Consider the following 14,651-nt stretch of genomic DNA (forward strand, 5'->3'; position numbering starts at 1 on the left):
GTCGATGTGTCCTTAAACGTTGTTCTCGAGAATGACGTGGCCCACCGCCGTGTTGCTGGCGGGCACGTGATAGAAGCGGTGCTTGAGCGTGGGCGCCGGGCCACCGGCGACGTCAGCCATCGCGCCGCGCGCGATCAGCCACATCACCAGCTCGATGCCTTCGCTGCCGGCTTCACGCACGTAGTCGATGTGCGGCGTGGCGGCGGCGGCAGCCGGGTCGGCAATCATCTTGTCGAGCCAGGCGTTGTCCCACTCGCGGTTGATCAGGCCGGCGCGTGCGCCCTGCAACTGGTGGCTCATGCCGCCCGTGCCCCAGATCTGCACGTTCAAGTCCTGGTCGAAGGACTCGATGGCCTTACGAATGGCCTGGCCGAGCGCAAAGCAGCGCTGGCCGCTTGGCACCGGGTACTGCACCACGTTGACGGCAAACGGAATCACCGGGCAGGGCCAGGCTTCGGGCTGGCCGCACATCAGCGACAGTGGCACGGTCAGGCCGTGGTCCACGTCCATCTTGTTGACGATGGTGAGGTCGAAATCCTGCTGGATGACCGACTGCGCGATGTGCGCGGCCAGCTCCGGGTGGCCCTGGACCACCGGCACCGGGCGCGGGCCCCAGCCTTCGTCGGCGGGCTGGAACTCGGCCGCGCAGCCGATGGCAAACGTCGGGATCATCTCCAGGCTGAAGGCCGTGGCGTGGTCGTTGTAGACCAGGAAGATCACGTCGGGCTTGTTGTCCTTCATCCACTGCTTGGACGGCTCGTAGCCCTTGAACAGCGGCTGCCAGTAGGGCTCGGCGGTCTTGCCCAGGTCGATGGCCGCGCCGATAGCCGGCACGTGGGAAGTGAAGACGGAGGCGGTGATGCGGGCCATCTCAAGCACCTGCTTTCTTGTGGGCTGCGCCTTGCGGCTGGTTCTGCGGCTGGGCATCGCCGTTCTCGCCGAGGATGCGGTTGCCTTCGGCCGAGCGGCCGCCGCCGAGCATCATGGCCATGTACTCCTCCTGCGTCATGCCCGTCATGCTGGCGGCCATGTACTGGAAGCTCTTGCCGTCGGTGGCACCGATCTTGGCCAGGAAGTAGATGTTGCCGCCGGCGGCGATGCAGCGGTTCAGGTCGCGCGTCAGCACGCCCTGTTTCTGCTCCTCGGTCATCGGCCAGGCGTCAAGGTAGGCGCGCTCGTCGGCCTTGAACTTCTCGCGGTTGGCGGCCTTCATCAGGCTCATGCAGAACTGGTTGAGGTGGTAGCCCTTGCGCGATTGCTCGGCATCGAAGATGGTCGTGCCCGGCACGTCCAGATAGGGTTTGTCGAGTGACATGGTTCAGCCCTTCACTTCTTCCGGCCAGTAGAGCTTCATCGGGTTGTCGACCAGCAGCTTGCGCTGCAGTTCAGCCGTCGGCGCGATGTGCGGGATGAAGTCGACCAGCAGGCCGTCGTCGGGCATGTGGTCCTTCAGGTTCGGGTGCGGCCAGTCGGTGCCCCACAGCACGCGGTCGGGGAACTCTTCCACCACGCGCTTGGCGAACGGGATCACGTCCGTGTAGGCGTTCTGCTCGCCATCCAGCGCCTTCGGGCCGGTCACGCTCAGGCGCTCCGGGCAGCTGACCTTGCTCCAGACGTTGGGGTGCTGGCGCATGAACTTCAGGAACAGCTCGAACTCCGGGCCGTCAATCGGCTTGGACACGTCCGGGCGGCCCATGTGGTCGACCACCACCGTGGTCGGCAGCGCGGTGAAGAAGTCCCACAGCTCGGGCAGGTCGACCGCCTCGAAATAGATCACCACGTGCCAACCCAGCTTGCTGATGCGGCTGGCGATTTCCAGCAGCTCGTCCTTGGGCGTGAAGTCGACCAGCCGCTTGACGAAGTTGAAGCGCACGCCGCGCACGCCAGCCGCGTGCATGGCCTGCAGTTCATCGTCGGTGACGCTGCGGCGCACGGTGGCCACGCCGCGCGCCTTGCCGCCCGAGGACACGCAGGCGTCGATCATGGCGCGGTTGTCGGCGCCGTGGCAGGTGGCCTGCACCACCACGTTGCGGGCAAAGCCGAGGTGGTCGCGCAGCGCGTAGAGCTCGGCCTTGCTGGCGTCGCAGGGCGTGTACTTGCGCTCGGGCGCGTAGGGGAATTCGGCGCCGGGGCCGAAGACGTGGCAGTGCGCGTCGACTGCGCCTGCGGGCAGCTGGAAAGCCGGCTTGGCCGGACCGGTGTACCAGTCCATCCAGCCTGCGGTCTTGGTGAAGTCACCTGAGGTGGGTTTGCTCATGGTCATGCGTCCTGTTCATCACTGTTGATATCGAACCTGTCCTCGATCGCGTGCAAGCGGGCGAGGATGCGGTCTGCCTCGACGCGCCAGTCGGCGCTGCGGGCGAAATCGGGGCTGTTGCGCGCACCGAACAGGCCGCTGTCGGCCAGATCGGCCATCCAGGCCTGTCGTTCGGCGGTGCCGCTGGCACTCCAGGGCGTCAGGCCGGCGTCGTGCACGGTCTGCGCCACTTCGCGCACTTCCTCGCTGCGGCGGCGGCCGTGCTCGATCACGCGCTGGAAGAAGTAGCTGGCCTGGCGCTCCCAGTCGATGCCGGGGAAGGTTTCGCACAGGCTGGCGATCACCGCGTCCTCGACGCCGTAATGGCGCGCGGTGGTGAAGCTCTCGATCACCATCGCCTCCAGGCCCTTGATCATCACGCTGCGGCACATCTTGGTGGCGCTGGCCACGCCGAGCCGGTCGCTGGCCACCTGCGAGGCAAAGCCCAGCGCGTTGATCAGCGGCGACAGCGCCCCGGCGTGCGCGCCGCCCAGCAGCAGCGGCACCTTGATGCGGTGCGGCGGCACGCTGGTCATCACCGCGCCTTCGACGTAGCGCCCGCCGGCGGCGTCGATCAGCGCGGCCGCGCGCTGCTTGGCCACCGGCGAGGCCGAGTTGACGTCGAGGAAAAACACGCCCTGCCGGAGTGGCGCTGCACAGGCCCGCGCCACCGCCACGGTCTGGCTGGCGGTCACGGCGCTGATGATGAAGTCGGCGCGTGCGGCCAGTTCGGCGTGCGATGCCGCGAGTTGCACGCCGTGCGCGGCGGCGTGCGCGTGCAATAGGTCGGCTGCGTCGGTGTCGAGCTTCAGGTCATGAGCCGACACCGTCACCCCCTGCGCACGCAGGTCTTCGGCCAGGATGCGCCCGACCTCGCCATAGCCGACCAGGCCGATGTGCCACTGCAGCGGCGTGTTCATCGCGGTCAGTCGATGTAGCGCAGGCCGGCCTTCTCAAGCGGCTCGCGCATCTTGTACATGTCCAGACCCAACTCGCCGGCGGCGAAGCGGGCGCGCTTCTCGCCCTCGAAGCTCTCACGCTTCTCGGCCGCATCGGCCACCTGCTGGGCCATCGCGGCGGGCACGACGACGATGCCATCGGCGTCTGCAATCACCACGTCGCCCGGGTTGACCAGCGCGCCAGCGCAGACCACCGGAATGTTGACCGAGCCCAGCGTCGCCTTGATCGTGCCCTTGGCGTGGATGGCCTTGGCGAAGACCGGGAAGCCCATGGCCTGCAGCTCGTCCACGTCGCGCACGCCGCCGTCGATGATCAGGCCGCGCGCGCCGCGGGCCTGGAAGCTGGTGGCCAGCAGGTCGCCGAAGAAGCCGTCGGCGTTGTCGGTGGTGCAGGCCGCCACGGCGACGTCGCCAGGCTGCAGCTGCTCGGCGGCGACGTGCATCATCCAGTTGTCACCCGGCTGCAGCAGCACGGTGATGGCGGTGCCGCAGATCTTCGCGCCGGTGTAGATCGGCCGCATATAGGGCTTCATCAGGCCGACGCGGCCCATGGCCTCGTGGATGGTGGCGACGCCGAAGCGGCCGAGCTTCTCGACTGCCGCCGGGTCGGCGCGGGTGATGCCGCGTTTGACAACGCCGAGCTGGTTCATCAATGAAGTGGTCATGATCAGAGTCCTTTGGCTTTGAGGGCGGTGTCCAGGCGCGAGAACACGCGGCGGGCGTTGCCCTCGAACACCTGGTAGCGCTCGTCGTCGGTCAGGTTGGCGGTGGCGGCGACGTAGCGTTTGGTGTCGTCGTAGTAGTGGCCGGTCTCGGGGTCGATGCCACGCACAGCACCGATCATCTCGCTGGCGAACAGGATGTTCTTGACCGGGATCACCTTCGTCAGCAGGTCGATGCCGGGCTGGTGATAGACGCAGGTGTCGAAGAAGATGTTGTTGAGCAGGTGGTCCTGCAGCAGCGGCTTCTTCAGCTCCTGCGCCAGGCCACGGAAACGGCCCCAGTGGTAGGGCACCGCGCCGCCGCCGTGCGGGATCAGGAACTTCAGCGTCGGGAAGTCCTTGAACAGGTCCGAGGTCAGGCACTGCATGAAGGCCGTCGTGTCGGCGTTCAGGTAGTGCGAGCCGGTGGTGTGGAAACACGCGTTGCAGCTGGTGCTGACGTGGATCATCGCCGGGATGTCGTACTCGACCATCTTCTCGTAGATCGGGTACCAGCTCTTGTCCGACAGCGGCGGCGAGGTCCAGTGGCCACCCGACGGATCGGGGTTCAGGTTGATGCCGACGTTGCCGTACTGCTCGACGCACTTCACCAGCTCGGGGATGCAGGTGGCCGGGTCGACGCCCGGGCTCTGCGGCAGCATCGCCGCCGGGATGAAGTGGTCCGGGAACAGCTCGGCGACGCGAAAACAGAGTTCATTGCAGATCGCCGCCCAGGTGCTCGACGTGTTGAAGTCGCCGATGTGATGCGCCATGAAGCTGGCGCGCGGGCTGAAGATCGTCAGGTCCGAGCCGCGTTCCTTCATCAGGCGCAGCTGGTTAGTCTCGATGGTCTCGCGCAGCTCGTCGTCGCTGATCTTCAGGTCGCTGGCCTTGGGCGCCTTGGACGGATCCTTGAGGGCTGCGATCTGCAGGTCGCGCCAGGCGCCGAGGGCGGCCGGGGCGGTGGTGTAGTGGCCGTGGACGTCGATGATCATGTCGGGTGCTCCTGTGAAATGGTGGATGCCTGATTCAGGCCGGATCCATGCCCTGGCGCCGCTTGGCGTCGGCCGCCTGCGGCGAGGTCATGAAGTCGAGCAGCGCGCGCACCGCCTCGGGCTGGGCCGAGTGCACGCCCACGCCGGCGGAAAAGGTGGTGGTGATCTGGATGGCCGGCGGCAGCGGGCCGAGCAGGGTGATGCCGGGCAGGTTGAGCAGTTCGCTCAGTTGCTGGAAGCCCAGCTCGACCTCGCCGCGCGCCACCAGCGCGCCCACCGGCACGCCGGGCGGGGCCTGGACGATGCGGGGGGCGATCTCGTCGGCAATGCCCCAGCGCTCGAACAGTTTGGCGAGTGCCACGCCGCTCGGGCCGGTCGAGTAGCTGATGCTGCGGGCGGCCTGCACGGCGCGGCGCACCGCGTCTTCCGAGCCGATGTCCGGCTGCGCGGCGCCTGCGCGCACGGCGACGGCCACGCCCGAATGCACCAGATCGACCTTGCTGCCCGCGACCAGATGGCCGGCGGCCAGCAGCCGGTCGATCGCGTCGGACGCGAGGATGACCACATCGAAGGCCTCGCCGGCCTGGACCCGCTTGGCGGCGTCCACCCCGCCGACCGACTCGATGGCGACCGTGTCGCCCGAGCGCTGCTCGAACTCGGCCACCAGTTCGGCCAGCACCTGGCGCGTGGCCATCGACGAAATGCCTTGGATTGCGGGCTTCATGTCACCTCAATAGCCAGTCGAATTTGAAAGTGCGCTGATTCTGGCCACCTGGGGCCATGCCGGCTAGGTCGGTTTACCACTAGCAGCTATCGCATAACGGCATCGACCAGGGGCTGCGCTCGCGGTAGGCTTGGCGTATGGCTTCACACACTGAAATTGAAATCAAGCTCCAGGTGCCCGAGTCGGCACGCGCGGCGGTGGCTGCTGCCGTCGGCACCGCCCGCGCCCAGCGCACGCGGCTGCAGGCGGCCTACTTCGACACCGCCGACCGGCGCCTGGCCGCTGCCGGCATCGCGCTGCGCCTGCGCCAGGAGGGCCCGCAGTGGGTACAGACCCTCAAGGCCGGCTCGGCGCACGCGTTGCAGCGGCTGGAGCACAACGTGAGCGTGGACGGCACCGATCGCCCGGCGTTGGACCTGGCCCGCCACGCCGGCACGCCCGCCGGTGACGCGCTGGCCGCCGCCCTCGCGCCCCGCGCCGGCGAGGCTCCGCCGCCGCCGCTGGCCGAGCAGTACCGCACCGACATCCTGCGCTGCCACCGCCATCTGAATGTGGCTGGCGGCGTGGTCGAGCTGGCGTTCGATGCCGGCGAGATCGCCTCGGGCGATCAGGTCTGGCCGGTCTGCGAGCTGGAAATCGAACTCGTGCGTGGTGAACCCGCGCTGGTGCTGGCGCAGGCGCGCCGCTGGGTGCAGCGCCACGGCCTGTGGCTGGATGTGCGCAGCAAGGCTGAGCGCGGCGGCCGGCTGGTGCGGTTCTGCCAGGCCGATGCCGCCGGGTCGCCCTTCCTGGGCCAGCCCATCAAGGCCACGCCGCCGAAGCTGCACGCCACGCAAACCCCGGCCGAGGCCGCCCGCGCCATCGCCGCCGCCTGCCTGGGCCAGATCCTGCGCAACGCCAGCGAAATCGCCTCCGGCACGCATGACGACGAGCACATCCACCAGTTGCGCGTCGGCCTGCGCCGCCTGCGCGCTGGCCTGCGCCTGAGCCGCAGCTGGGCGCCGCCGCTGGCCGGGGCCGTCAGCGCGACGCTGGCGGAGTTGTTCACGCAACTCGGCGCCAACCGCGACCGCACCGTGCTGGCGCAAACCTTCGCGCCGGCGCTGCAAGCCGCTGGCGCGCCGCCCATCGACTTGCCTGATGCCGTCGGCCCGACCGCCACCGACGCCGTGCGCGCCCGCGCCGTGACGCTGGCGCTGATCGACCTGCAAGCCTTCGTGCTGCTGGACGCTGAACCCTTCACCGACGCTCCCAAAGCCCCGCTGCCCGATCTCATCACCCACCGCCTGCACCGCTGGCACCGCCGCTGCCGCAGCGAGGCCGCTCAGTTCGCCGAACTGCCCGAAGCCGACCGCCACGCGCTGCGCAAGCGCTTCAAGCAACTGCGCTACGCCGTCGAATTCAGCGCCGCGATCCTCAACGAGTCATTCGGTCGCAAACGCGTGGCGCGCTATCTGGAAGAACTCGCGCGCGTGCAGGTCCGCCTGGGCGACTACTGCGATGCGAGCACCGCGCTGGAGATGTACCGCGAGCAGGCCGAGCACGACGCCCGGGCGTGGTTTGCGGTGGGCTGGCTGACGGCGCGGCGTGAGGCGCTGGTGGCGGAGTGCATCGAGGTGTTGAGAACTTTCCGCCGCGCAGCCGAGCCGTGGGCCTGATGCCGCATCGTTCGATCCCGACTTGAAAGCCTGGAGTCCCCATGGCCTCTGACCTCAGCTACGTTGAATATGTCCGCGAACAGGCCGGTCTGGCGGGCGCGCTGACGTTCAGGAAGATGTTCGGCGAGTACGCGCTCTACCTGGACGGCAAGGTGATCGCCCTGGTGTGCGACAACCAGTTGTTCGTCAAACCGACCGTCGAGGGCCGCGCGCTGCTGGGCCGCGTGGCCGAGCGACCGCCCTATCCGGGCGCCAAGCCGCATTTCTGGCTGGATGGGGAGATCGACGATCGGGAGGTCTTGAGGCGCGTTTTCACGGTCACCGCACAGGCGCTGCCCGTGCCCAAGCCCAAAGCGGCCAAGCCGGCCAAATCCGTCAAGCGCAAGAAAGACGCGCCCGCCAGCCGGTAGCGGATCAGCGCCTACCCCGGCAGCGACCGCGCCGCCGCCCCTTGCGGCAGGCCGCGCACCAGCTCCGTCAACAGCGATTCCGCCCGGCGCATCAGCGCGCCGGGGCGCTTGTGGGCGGCGGTGGCCAGGCACAGGACGCTGAGCAGTGCGGGGTCGGTCAGCGGGCGGGCGCGCAACTCATCAGCGCGGTTGGAGGCGGCCACGGCGCTGGCGGTGAGCACGGCGTGGCCGTAGCCGGCGCAGACCAGGTCGATGATGGCGGGCACGCTGGAGACTTCCCAGGCGATGTCGAGCGTCAGGCCGGCGAGGGTGGCCTGGCTGTCGAGCAGGCGGCGGATGACGTGCAGGCGCTCGGGCAGCACCAGCGGGTAGCGGGCGAGTTCGCGCAGCGGCAGCGGGGCGTTGCTGCCGGGCGGGCCATCTGGGCGCGCTGGCTCGACCAGGCACAGCCGCTCCTCCAGCACCGGGCGGATCTGCAGCGTGGGCTGCGCTTCGGGGTTGTAGAGCAGGCCGAGGTCGATGCGCCCGGAGGTGATCCATTCGGCGATGTGCGAGGTCAGCCCCTCGACGATGGCGAGCCGGGCCTGCGGCAGCTGGCGCCGGAAGCCGTCGATCAGTGGCAGCGTCAGTTGCCGGCCGATGCTGGGCGGCAGGCCGATGACGATGCGGCCGACCGGCTCGTCGCGCTGCTCGCCCATGTCCTCGCGCGCCTGCGCCACCTGCTGCAGGATGGTCACCGCATGCTCGAACAGGCGCTGGCCGGCCTCGGTCAGCACCACGCCGCGGCCGGTGCGCTGCAGCAGGGTGTCGTGCAGCTCGACCTCCAGCGCGCGCACCTGGCGGCTGAGCGCGGGCTGGGCGATGTCGAGCACCACGGCGGCCTTGCTGAAGCTGCCCAGCTCGGCCACCTGCACGAAGTATTCGAGCTGGCGCAGGTTCATGGCGGCGGGGTGTCGTAGGCGGTGATGTCGCGGGCGATGCGCGTCGGTGCGTCGTCAACGTCTTCGGATGCGCTGGGCGTGCCGTCGAGCAGGTGGCCGCCGACCAGGTGCAGCGCGCGCGGCATCAGCTGGACCAGCAGGCGGGCAGCGGGTGGCAGGGGCTCGCCGTCGGCGACCAGCGGCAGCGGCGCGTCGGCGTCGATCAGCACCTTGCTGCAGCCGGTGCGCAGCACGTGCGGCGGGTGGTACGGCCAGCGCGTCATACGGCGCAGCCAGGCGGGCACGGCGCGCAAGGCGTGGTGCGGGTGGGGCGCGTGGCCGTCGCGCAGCAGCACGGCGTCCAGGCGCTGGTCGGCCAGCCGGGCCAGCGGCGCGGAGACACCGTCGCGCTGGCGGCCCTCCGGACGCGGCGCGTTGAACAGCCACAGCGCCTGCGCCGGGCCGTCGTGCACCGGCTTGCTGTCGATCCAGATGCGCCAGGGCGACACCGCATCACGTTTTGGCTGGGCGCTGCAGACGAGTCGGGCGGCGAAGTAGTGGCTGCTGTCCTCGCCCTCGACACGGCCGATGTCCACCGGCCCGCTGGGCGCGTGCAGCGCATAGGCCAGCGCGGCCTGCCAGCGCTGCGGCTCCAGGCTCAGCGCGCGGGCGACGTCGTTGCTGCGGCCGGCCGGCACCAGGCCGACGCGGTGGCCCAGCCGCAGCGCCGCCGGCAGCATGTGGTGCAGCATGCCGTCGCCACCGATCAGCACGACGCGGGTGCGCGGCGCCAGGATCATCAGCGTGGCCTGGGCGGCGTCGGGGCTCTCGGGCACCAGCAGCGGCACGCCGGGGGCCTGCGCAGCCAGCCAGGCCGTGACCGGCTCGCGCAGCGCACGCGCCTGCCCGCCATTGGCCAGCGGGTTGAGGAGGGCGACGGCGCCGTGCATGCCGGGGCAGCCGGGGTGATCAGTAGGTGTAGACGCCGCGCCCGGTCTTGCGGCCGAGCCAGCCGGCGGCGACCATTTCCTTGAGCAGCGGGCAGGGCCGGTACTTGCTGTCGGCGTACTGCTCGACGTAGACGTTCATGACCGCCAGGCAGACGTCCAGCCCGATCATGTCGGCCAGTGCCAGCGGTCCGATCGGCTGGTTGGTGCCGAGCTTCATGCCGGCGTCGATGTCCTCGGCGGAGGCGACGCCTTCGGCCAGCACGAAGAAGGCCTCGTTGATCATCGGCACCAAGATGCGGTTGACGACGAAACCCGGCGCGTTCTTCACCGTGATCGGCGTCTTGCCCAGCCGCTCGGCCAGTGTCTGCACGGCGGCGTGGGTGGCGTCGCTGGTCTGCAGGCCGCGGATGATTTCCACCAGCGCCATCATCGGCACCGGGTTGAAGAAGTGCATGCCGATGAAGCGGTCCGGGCGCTGCGTGGCCGCAGCCAGCTGCGTGATCGAGATCGAGCTGGTGTTGCTGGCCAGCAGCACCTCGGGCGGCAGCTGGGCGTCGAGCTGCTGCAGGATCCTGACCTTGAGCGCCTGGTTCTCGGTGGCCGCCTCGATGACGATCTGCGCGGCGTTCAGCGCGGCGTAGTCGGTCGACGTGGCCACCCGTGCCAACGCGGCGGCCTTCTGCTCGGGCGTGAGCTTTTCTTTCTTGATCAGGCGGTCCAGGCTGCCGGCGATGCTGGCCAGTCCTTTCTGGACGGCGGCGTCGCTGATGTCCACCATCACGACATTCAGCCCCGCCACCGCGCAAGCCTGCGCGATGCCGTTGCCCATGGTGCCTGCGCCGATGATGCCGACAGTCTGAATGCTCATGTGGATGCTCCGGGAGTCAGTGGGAAGTCTGTGGAAAAGCGGCGCGATTCTGCCTGCTGGCCCTGAGCGCCACCTTGCGCGCGACGCCGCACGGCACCGGCGTGAGGCGCGCTCTCTAAAATCCGTCCTTCGCGCGCGGAGCAGGCAGCTGAGATCAGCCCGCTCTGCGGCCCCCGATTCCGACTTTCCCGCCTTGCCGCCGCCATGACCGACACGCTGACCAAATCCTTCGAACCCGCCGCCATCGAGGCCAAGTGGGGCCCGCAGTGGGAGGCCAGCGGCGCCTACGCGCCCACGCTCGATCCGGCCAAACCGAGCTTCTGCGTGCAACTGCCGCCGCCCAACGTGACCGGCACGCTGCACATGGGCCACGCGTTCAACCAGACCATCATGGACTCGCTGACGCGCTACCACCGCATGCGCGGCGACAACACGCTGTGGGTGCCGGGCACCGACCACGCCGGCATCGCCACGCAGATCGTCGTCGAGCGCCAGTTGCAGGCCCAAGGCATCAGCCGCCATGACCTGGGCCGCAAGAACTTCGTCGCCAAGGTGTGGGAGTGGAAGGAGCAGAGCGGCTCCACCATCACCCAGCAGATGCGCCGCATGGGCGACAGCGTCAGCTGGCCGCACGAGTACTTCACGATGGACGACAAGCTGTCCAAGGTCGTCACCGAGACCTTCGTGCGCCTGTACGACGAGGGCCTGATCTACCGCGGCAAGCGCCTGGTCAGCTGGGACCCGATCCTGAAGTCGGCGGTGTCCGATCTCGAGGTCGAGAGCGAGGAGGAAGACGGCTCGCTGTGGCACATCCGCTATCCGGTCGATGGCGCGGACGAATCGCTGGTCGTCGCCACCACCCGGCCGGAAACCATGCTCGGCGACACCGCGGTGATGGTGCACCCGGAGGACGAACGCTACGTCCACCTGATCGGCAAGCGCGTGCGCCTGCCGATCACCGGCCGCTTGGTGCCGGTGATCGCCGACGCCTATGTCGACAAGGCCTTCGGCACCGGCGTGGTCAAGGTGACGCCGGCGCACGACCAGAACGACTACCAGGTCGGCCTGCGCCACGGCCTGCCGATGCTGACGATCTTCACGCTCGACGCCCAGGTCAACGCCGAGCACGCCGACATCCCGGCGGCCTACGTCGGCCTGGACCGCTTCGTCGCGCGCAAGCAGATCGTCGCCCAGCTCGAGGCCGAGGGCCTGCTGGTCGAGGTCAAGAAGCACAAGCTGATGGTGCCGCGCTGCGCCCGCACCGGCCAGATCATCGAGCCGATGCTGACCGACCAGTGGTTCGTCGCGATGACCAAGGCCGGGGCGAACGGCAAGTCGATTGCCGAGGAAGCGATCGAGGCGGTCGATTCCGGCGACGTGACCTTCGTGCCCGAGAACTGGGTCAACACCTACAACCAGTGGATGAAGAACATCCAGGACTGGTGCATCAGCCGCCAGCTGTGGTGGGGGCACCAGATCCCGGCCTGGTATGGCTCATCGGGTGAGCTCTTCGTCGCCCGCAGCGAGGACGAAGCCCGCGCCAAGGCCACGGCCGCCGGCTACACCGGTGAACTGACGCGCGACGAGGACGTGCTCGACACCTGGTACTCGTCGGCGCTGGTGCCCTTCAGCACGCTGGGCTGGCCGGAGCAGACCGTCGAGCAGGACCTGTTCCTGCCGTCGTCGGTGCTGGTCACCGGCTACGACATCATCTTCTTCTGGGTCGCCCGGATGATCATGATGACCAAGCACTTCACCGGCAAGGTTCCGTTCAAGCACGTCTACATCCACGGCCTGGTGCTCGACGCGCAGGGCAAGAAGATGAGCAAGAGCGAGGGCAACGTGCTCGACCCGGTCGACCTGATCGATGGCATCGCGCTGCCCGAGCTGCTGGACAAGCGCAGCACCGGCCTGCGCAAGCCCGAGAACGCGCCCAAGGTGCGCAAGGCGACCGAGAAGGAATTCCCGGACGGCATCCCCGGCTACGGCGCCGACGCGCTGCGCTTCACCTTCGCGGCGATGGCCAGCCTGGGCCGCAGCGTCAACTTCGACAGCAAGCGCTGCGAGGGCTACCGCAACTTCTGCAACAAGCTCTGGAACGCCACGCGCTTCGTGCTGATGAACACCGAGGGCCAGGACTGCGGCCTGAAGGAGCACACCAAGGCCGAATGCCAGGTGGGCGGCCCGGCGCACGGCTACATGAAGTTCAGCCAAGCCGACCGCTGGATTTCCAGCGAGATCCAGCGCGTCGAAGCCGCCGTGGCGCACGGTTTTGCCGAGTACCGGCTGGACAACGTGGCCAACGCCATCTACCAGTTCGTCTGGGACGAGTACTGCGACTGGTACCTTGAAATCGCCAAGGTGCAGATCGCCGTGGCGACCGCCGCCGGGGACGAGGCCAGCGCGCGCGCCACGCGCCGCACGCTGATCCGCGTGCTGGAGACCATCCTGCGCCTGCTGCACCCGATCACGCCCTTCATCACCGCCGAGCTGTGGGACACCGTGGCGGTGGTCGCAGGCCGCAAGGCGGCGGGCGACGGCCAGAGCATCGTCACCGTGGCTTATCCACAGGCGCAGCTCGACCGCATCGACCCCAAGGCCGACGCCTGGGTGGCGCAGTTGAAGAGCATGGTCGGCGCCTGCCGCACGCTGCGCGGCGAGATGAGCCTGTCACCCGCCGAGCGCGTGCCGTTGATGACCTTCGGTGACGCCGAGTTCATCACCGCCGCCGCGCCGCTGCTCAAGGCACTGGCCAAGGTCAGCGAGGTGCAGGTGTTTGACGATGAAGCCGCATTTGCCACCGCGACCGAGCTGGCGCCGGTGGTGGTGCAGGGCGTGGCGCGGCTGGCGCTGAAGGTGGAGATCGACGTGGCCGCCGAGCGTGAACGCCTGGGCAAGGAAGTGGCGCGGCTGGCCGGCGAGATCACCAAGGCCGAGGCCAAGCTGGGCAATGAGAGCTTTGTCGCCCGCGCCCCGGCGGCGGTGGTGGCGCAGGAGCGCGCCCGCGTGGCCGACTTCAGCGCCACGCTGATCAAGCTGCAGGCGCAGCTGGACCAGTTGGCGCGGCTGGGCTGACCCCGGGCGGTGTCAGCGCGCTGCCGTGTGCAGCCGGCCCGGCTGGCTGTCCGGCAGCACGCCGACAGCGGCCAGGCTGGCGCTGATCGGCTGACGGCCGGCGCTGCGGCTGGCCGCAGTGGCTGAGGTGGCCGACGTGACGCGCCGGCTGCCGTGGCGCGCGGTGGTCGGGTGGGTGCGCAGCACCTCGTCGATGCGCCGCGCCACGCCCCAGGCGCTGCGCAGGCGCGATTCGCGCGTGAAGGACGCCAGGCGCGGCGTGATGAGCAGGCGCTTCAGGTCGCGCAGCGGCTGGCCGGCATCGAGCGCGCCGCTCAGGCCGGCCTGGTCGAGCCAGGCCGCGTTCAGCCGCCCGCTGCGCAGCGATTCGGTCAGCACGCCGCTGTCGAACACGTCCAGCGGCGACAGGCTCACCAGCACCTGGCCGCGCTTGCCCTGGCCGAGCGTGCGCTCGCCCAGCAGGCCCTGGTAGCGGCTGTAGTAGGGCAGCAGCACGCAGAGCGCGTCGCTGCTCTCGAACAGTTCACGCAGGCCGAGCGGCTGCACGCCCCATTGGGTCCACTTCGGGTCCGATGCGTGCAGCGCGGGGTCGTAGCCGACCACGCGCGAGCCGAAGGCCTGCAGGATGCGGGCAAGCTGCCGCGCCGCCGGCGTCATGCCGATCAGGCCGACGCAGCAGGCGCCCAGCTCCCGGCCGGCGACGTGGCCGGCTTCCTCGGGGCTGGGGCGCAGCAGGGCGAGCAGCGCGCCAAGGATGAATTCGGCCTCGGCCGGCGCGGTGGCGTCGAGGTTGCGCACCACCTCGACGCCGCTGCGGGCGCAGGCCGCCAGGTCGATGTTCTCGTGCCCGCCGACGATGCGGCCGATGGCGCGCAGCCGGGGTGCGGCCGCCAGCATCTGTGCGTTGATGGGCAGGGACGGTGGCAGCAGCACGGCACGCGTCTGCGCCAGGGTTTCAGCGAAAAGGTGGCGGTCCTGGGCCAGGCGCGGCGCGTAGAACAGCTCGTGGCGGGACTCGAGCCAGTCCAGCACCTCGGGTTCCAGGGGTTCGGCAATCAGCAGGTCCATGCAGGAAAGAGGGTGCGGTTGGTGCGT

At 69.3% G+C, this 14,651-nt stretch carries 14 protein-coding genes; 3 read left to right on the forward strand and 11 right to left on the reverse strand.

The window, feature by feature from the left end:
- Positions 1-12: 12 nt before the first annotated feature.
- Genes AC5IG3_RS12630 through AC5IG3_RS12660 form a run of 7 tightly spaced genes read right to left on the reverse strand, consistent with a single transcriptional unit; the run spans position 13 to position 5,675 of the window.
- The gene (locus AC5IG3_RS12630) at positions 13-870 is read right to left on the reverse strand and encodes a class III extradiol dioxygenase subunit beta (RefSeq protein WP_491906636.1); all 858 of its coding nucleotides are present in this window, start codon (positions 868-870) and stop codon (positions 13-15) included.
- Between the two features lies 1 nt (position 871).
- Complete coding sequence (gene ligA, locus AC5IG3_RS12635; protein WP_491906637.1) at positions 872-1,315, reverse strand: protocatechuate 4,5-dioxygenase subunit alpha; 444 nt, start codon at positions 1,313-1,315, stop codon at positions 872-874.
- Between the two features lie 3 nt (positions 1,316-1,318).
- Positions 1,319-2,257, reverse strand: a complete 939-nt coding sequence (locus AC5IG3_RS12640; protein ID WP_491906638.1) for an amidohydrolase family protein — start codon at positions 2,255-2,257, stop codon at positions 1,319-1,321.
- A 2-nt stretch (positions 2,258-2,259) separates the two neighbouring features.
- A complete protein-coding gene (locus AC5IG3_RS12645) occupies positions 2,260-3,216 on the reverse strand; it encodes a DUF1932 domain-containing protein (RefSeq protein ID WP_491906639.1) in 957 nt (318 codons plus the stop codon).
- A 5-nt stretch (positions 3,217-3,221) separates the two neighbouring features.
- Positions 3,222-3,905, reverse strand: coding sequence for a 4-carboxy-4-hydroxy-2-oxoadipate aldolase/oxaloacetate decarboxylase (gene ligK, locus AC5IG3_RS12650; protein ID WP_491906788.1), 684 nt, complete (start codon positions 3,903-3,905; stop codon positions 3,222-3,224).
- Positions 3,906-3,922: 17 nt separating this feature from the next.
- The gene (locus AC5IG3_RS12655) at positions 3,923-4,951 is read right to left on the reverse strand and encodes an amidohydrolase family protein (protein WP_491906640.1); all 1,029 of its coding nucleotides are present in this window, start codon (positions 4,949-4,951) and stop codon (positions 3,923-3,925) included.
- Positions 4,952-4,985: 34 nt separating this feature from the next.
- Positions 4,986-5,675, reverse strand: coding sequence for a substrate-binding domain-containing protein (locus tag AC5IG3_RS12660; protein WP_491906641.1), 690 nt, complete (start codon positions 5,673-5,675; stop codon positions 4,986-4,988).
- A 137-nt stretch (positions 5,676-5,812) separates the two neighbouring features.
- Here AC5IG3_RS12660 and AC5IG3_RS12665 point away from each other — a divergent pair, with 137 nt between their 5' ends.
- Complete coding sequence (locus tag AC5IG3_RS12665) at positions 5,813-7,333, forward strand: CYTH and CHAD domain-containing protein (RefSeq protein WP_491906642.1); 1,521 nt, start codon at positions 5,813-5,815, stop codon at positions 7,331-7,333.
- 41 nt (positions 7,334-7,374) lie between these two features.
- Positions 7,375-7,743 carry a TfoX/Sxy family protein gene (locus AC5IG3_RS12670; RefSeq protein WP_491906643.1) on the forward strand — a complete coding sequence of 123 codons (369 nt, stop codon included), beginning with the start codon at positions 7,375-7,377 and terminating at the stop codon, positions 7,741-7,743.
- 11 nt (positions 7,744-7,754) lie between these two features.
- Here the strand turns inward: AC5IG3_RS12670 and AC5IG3_RS12675 are convergent, their stop codons facing one another.
- Genes AC5IG3_RS12675 through AC5IG3_RS12685 form a run of 3 tightly spaced genes read right to left on the reverse strand, consistent with a single transcriptional unit; the run spans position 7,755 to position 10,481 of the window.
- Positions 7,755-8,684 (reverse strand): LysR substrate-binding domain-containing protein, encoded by a 930-nt coding sequence (locus AC5IG3_RS12675; protein WP_491906644.1) that lies wholly within the window; start codon positions 8,682-8,684, stop codon positions 7,755-7,757.
- On the reverse strand, positions 8,681-9,613 hold the full coding sequence (locus AC5IG3_RS12680; protein ID WP_491906645.1) for a diacylglycerol/lipid kinase family protein: 933 nt from the start codon (positions 9,611-9,613) through the stop codon (positions 8,681-8,683). Before AC5IG3_RS12680 ends, AC5IG3_RS12675 begins: the two co-directional genes overlap by 4 nt.
- 19 nt (positions 9,614-9,632) lie before the next feature.
- On the reverse strand, positions 9,633-10,481 hold the full coding sequence (locus tag AC5IG3_RS12685) for a 3-hydroxybutyryl-CoA dehydrogenase (protein WP_491906646.1): 849 nt from the start codon (positions 10,479-10,481) through the stop codon (positions 9,633-9,635).
- 204 nt (positions 10,482-10,685) lie between these two features.
- On the opposite strand from AC5IG3_RS12685, the gene AC5IG3_RS12690 reads away from it, so the two are divergent.
- Positions 10,686-13,556 carry a valine--tRNA ligase gene (locus tag AC5IG3_RS12690; RefSeq protein ID WP_491906647.1) on the forward strand — a complete coding sequence of 957 codons (2,871 nt, stop codon included), beginning with the start codon at positions 10,686-10,688 and terminating at the stop codon, positions 13,554-13,556.
- 12 nt (positions 13,557-13,568) lie between these two features.
- On the opposite strand, the gene AC5IG3_RS12695 is transcribed toward AC5IG3_RS12690, so the two are convergent.
- Complete coding sequence (locus tag AC5IG3_RS12695) at positions 13,569-14,624, reverse strand: NAD(P)-dependent oxidoreductase (RefSeq protein WP_491906648.1); 1,056 nt, start codon at positions 14,622-14,624, stop codon at positions 13,569-13,571.
- Positions 14,625-14,651: the final 27 nt, after the last annotated feature.

The sequence above is a fragment of the Leptothrix sp. (in: b-proteobacteria) genome (assembly GCF_965250675.1).
In the GTDB taxonomy this organism is placed as follows: Bacteria; Pseudomonadota; Gammaproteobacteria; order Burkholderiales; family Burkholderiaceae_C; genus Sphaerotilus.

Excerpts from the sequence above, each read along its gene's own strand:
- AC5IG3_RS12630 (WP_491906636.1), bottom strand. The coding sequence starts at position 870 with ATGGCCCGCATCACCGCCTCCGTCTTCACTTCCCACGTGCCGGCTATC.
- ligA (WP_491906637.1), bottom strand. The coding sequence starts at position 1,315 with ATGTCACTCGACAAACCCTATCTGGACGTGCCGGGCACGACCATCTTC.
- AC5IG3_RS12640 (WP_491906638.1), bottom strand. The coding sequence starts at position 2,257 with ATGAGCAAACCCACCTCAGGTGACTTCACCAAGACCGCAGGCTGGATG.
- AC5IG3_RS12645 (WP_491906639.1), bottom strand. The coding sequence starts at position 3,216 with ATGAACACGCCGCTGCAGTGGCACATCGGCCTGGTCGGCTATGGCGAG.
- ligK (WP_491906788.1), bottom strand. The coding sequence starts at position 3,905 with ATGAACCAGCTCGGCGTTGTCAAACGCGGCATCACCCGCGCCGACCCG.
- AC5IG3_RS12655 (WP_491906640.1), bottom strand. The coding sequence starts at position 4,951 with ATGATCATCGACGTCCACGGCCACTACACCACCGCCCCGGCCGCCCTC.
- AC5IG3_RS12660 (WP_491906641.1), bottom strand. The coding sequence starts at position 5,675 with ATGAAGCCCGCAATCCAAGGCATTTCGTCGATGGCCACGCGCCAGGTG.
- AC5IG3_RS12665 (WP_491906642.1), top strand. The coding sequence starts at position 5,813 with ATGGCTTCACACACTGAAATTGAAATCAAGCTCCAGGTGCCCGAGTCG.
- AC5IG3_RS12670 (WP_491906643.1), top strand. The coding sequence starts at position 7,375 with ATGGCCTCTGACCTCAGCTACGTTGAATATGTCCGCGAACAGGCCGGT.
- AC5IG3_RS12675 (WP_491906644.1), bottom strand. The coding sequence starts at position 8,684 with ATGAACCTGCGCCAGCTCGAATACTTCGTGCAGGTGGCCGAGCTGGGC.
- AC5IG3_RS12680 (WP_491906645.1), bottom strand. The coding sequence starts at position 9,613 with ATGCACGGCGCCGTCGCCCTCCTCAACCCGCTGGCCAATGGCGGGCAG.
- AC5IG3_RS12685 (WP_491906646.1), bottom strand. The coding sequence starts at position 10,481 with ATGAGCATTCAGACTGTCGGCATCATCGGCGCAGGCACCATGGGCAAC.
- AC5IG3_RS12690 (WP_491906647.1), top strand. The coding sequence starts at position 10,686 with ATGACCGACACGCTGACCAAATCCTTCGAACCCGCCGCCATCGAGGCC.
- AC5IG3_RS12695 (WP_491906648.1), bottom strand. The coding sequence starts at position 14,624 with ATGGACCTGCTGATTGCCGAACCCCTGGAACCCGAGGTGCTGGACTGG.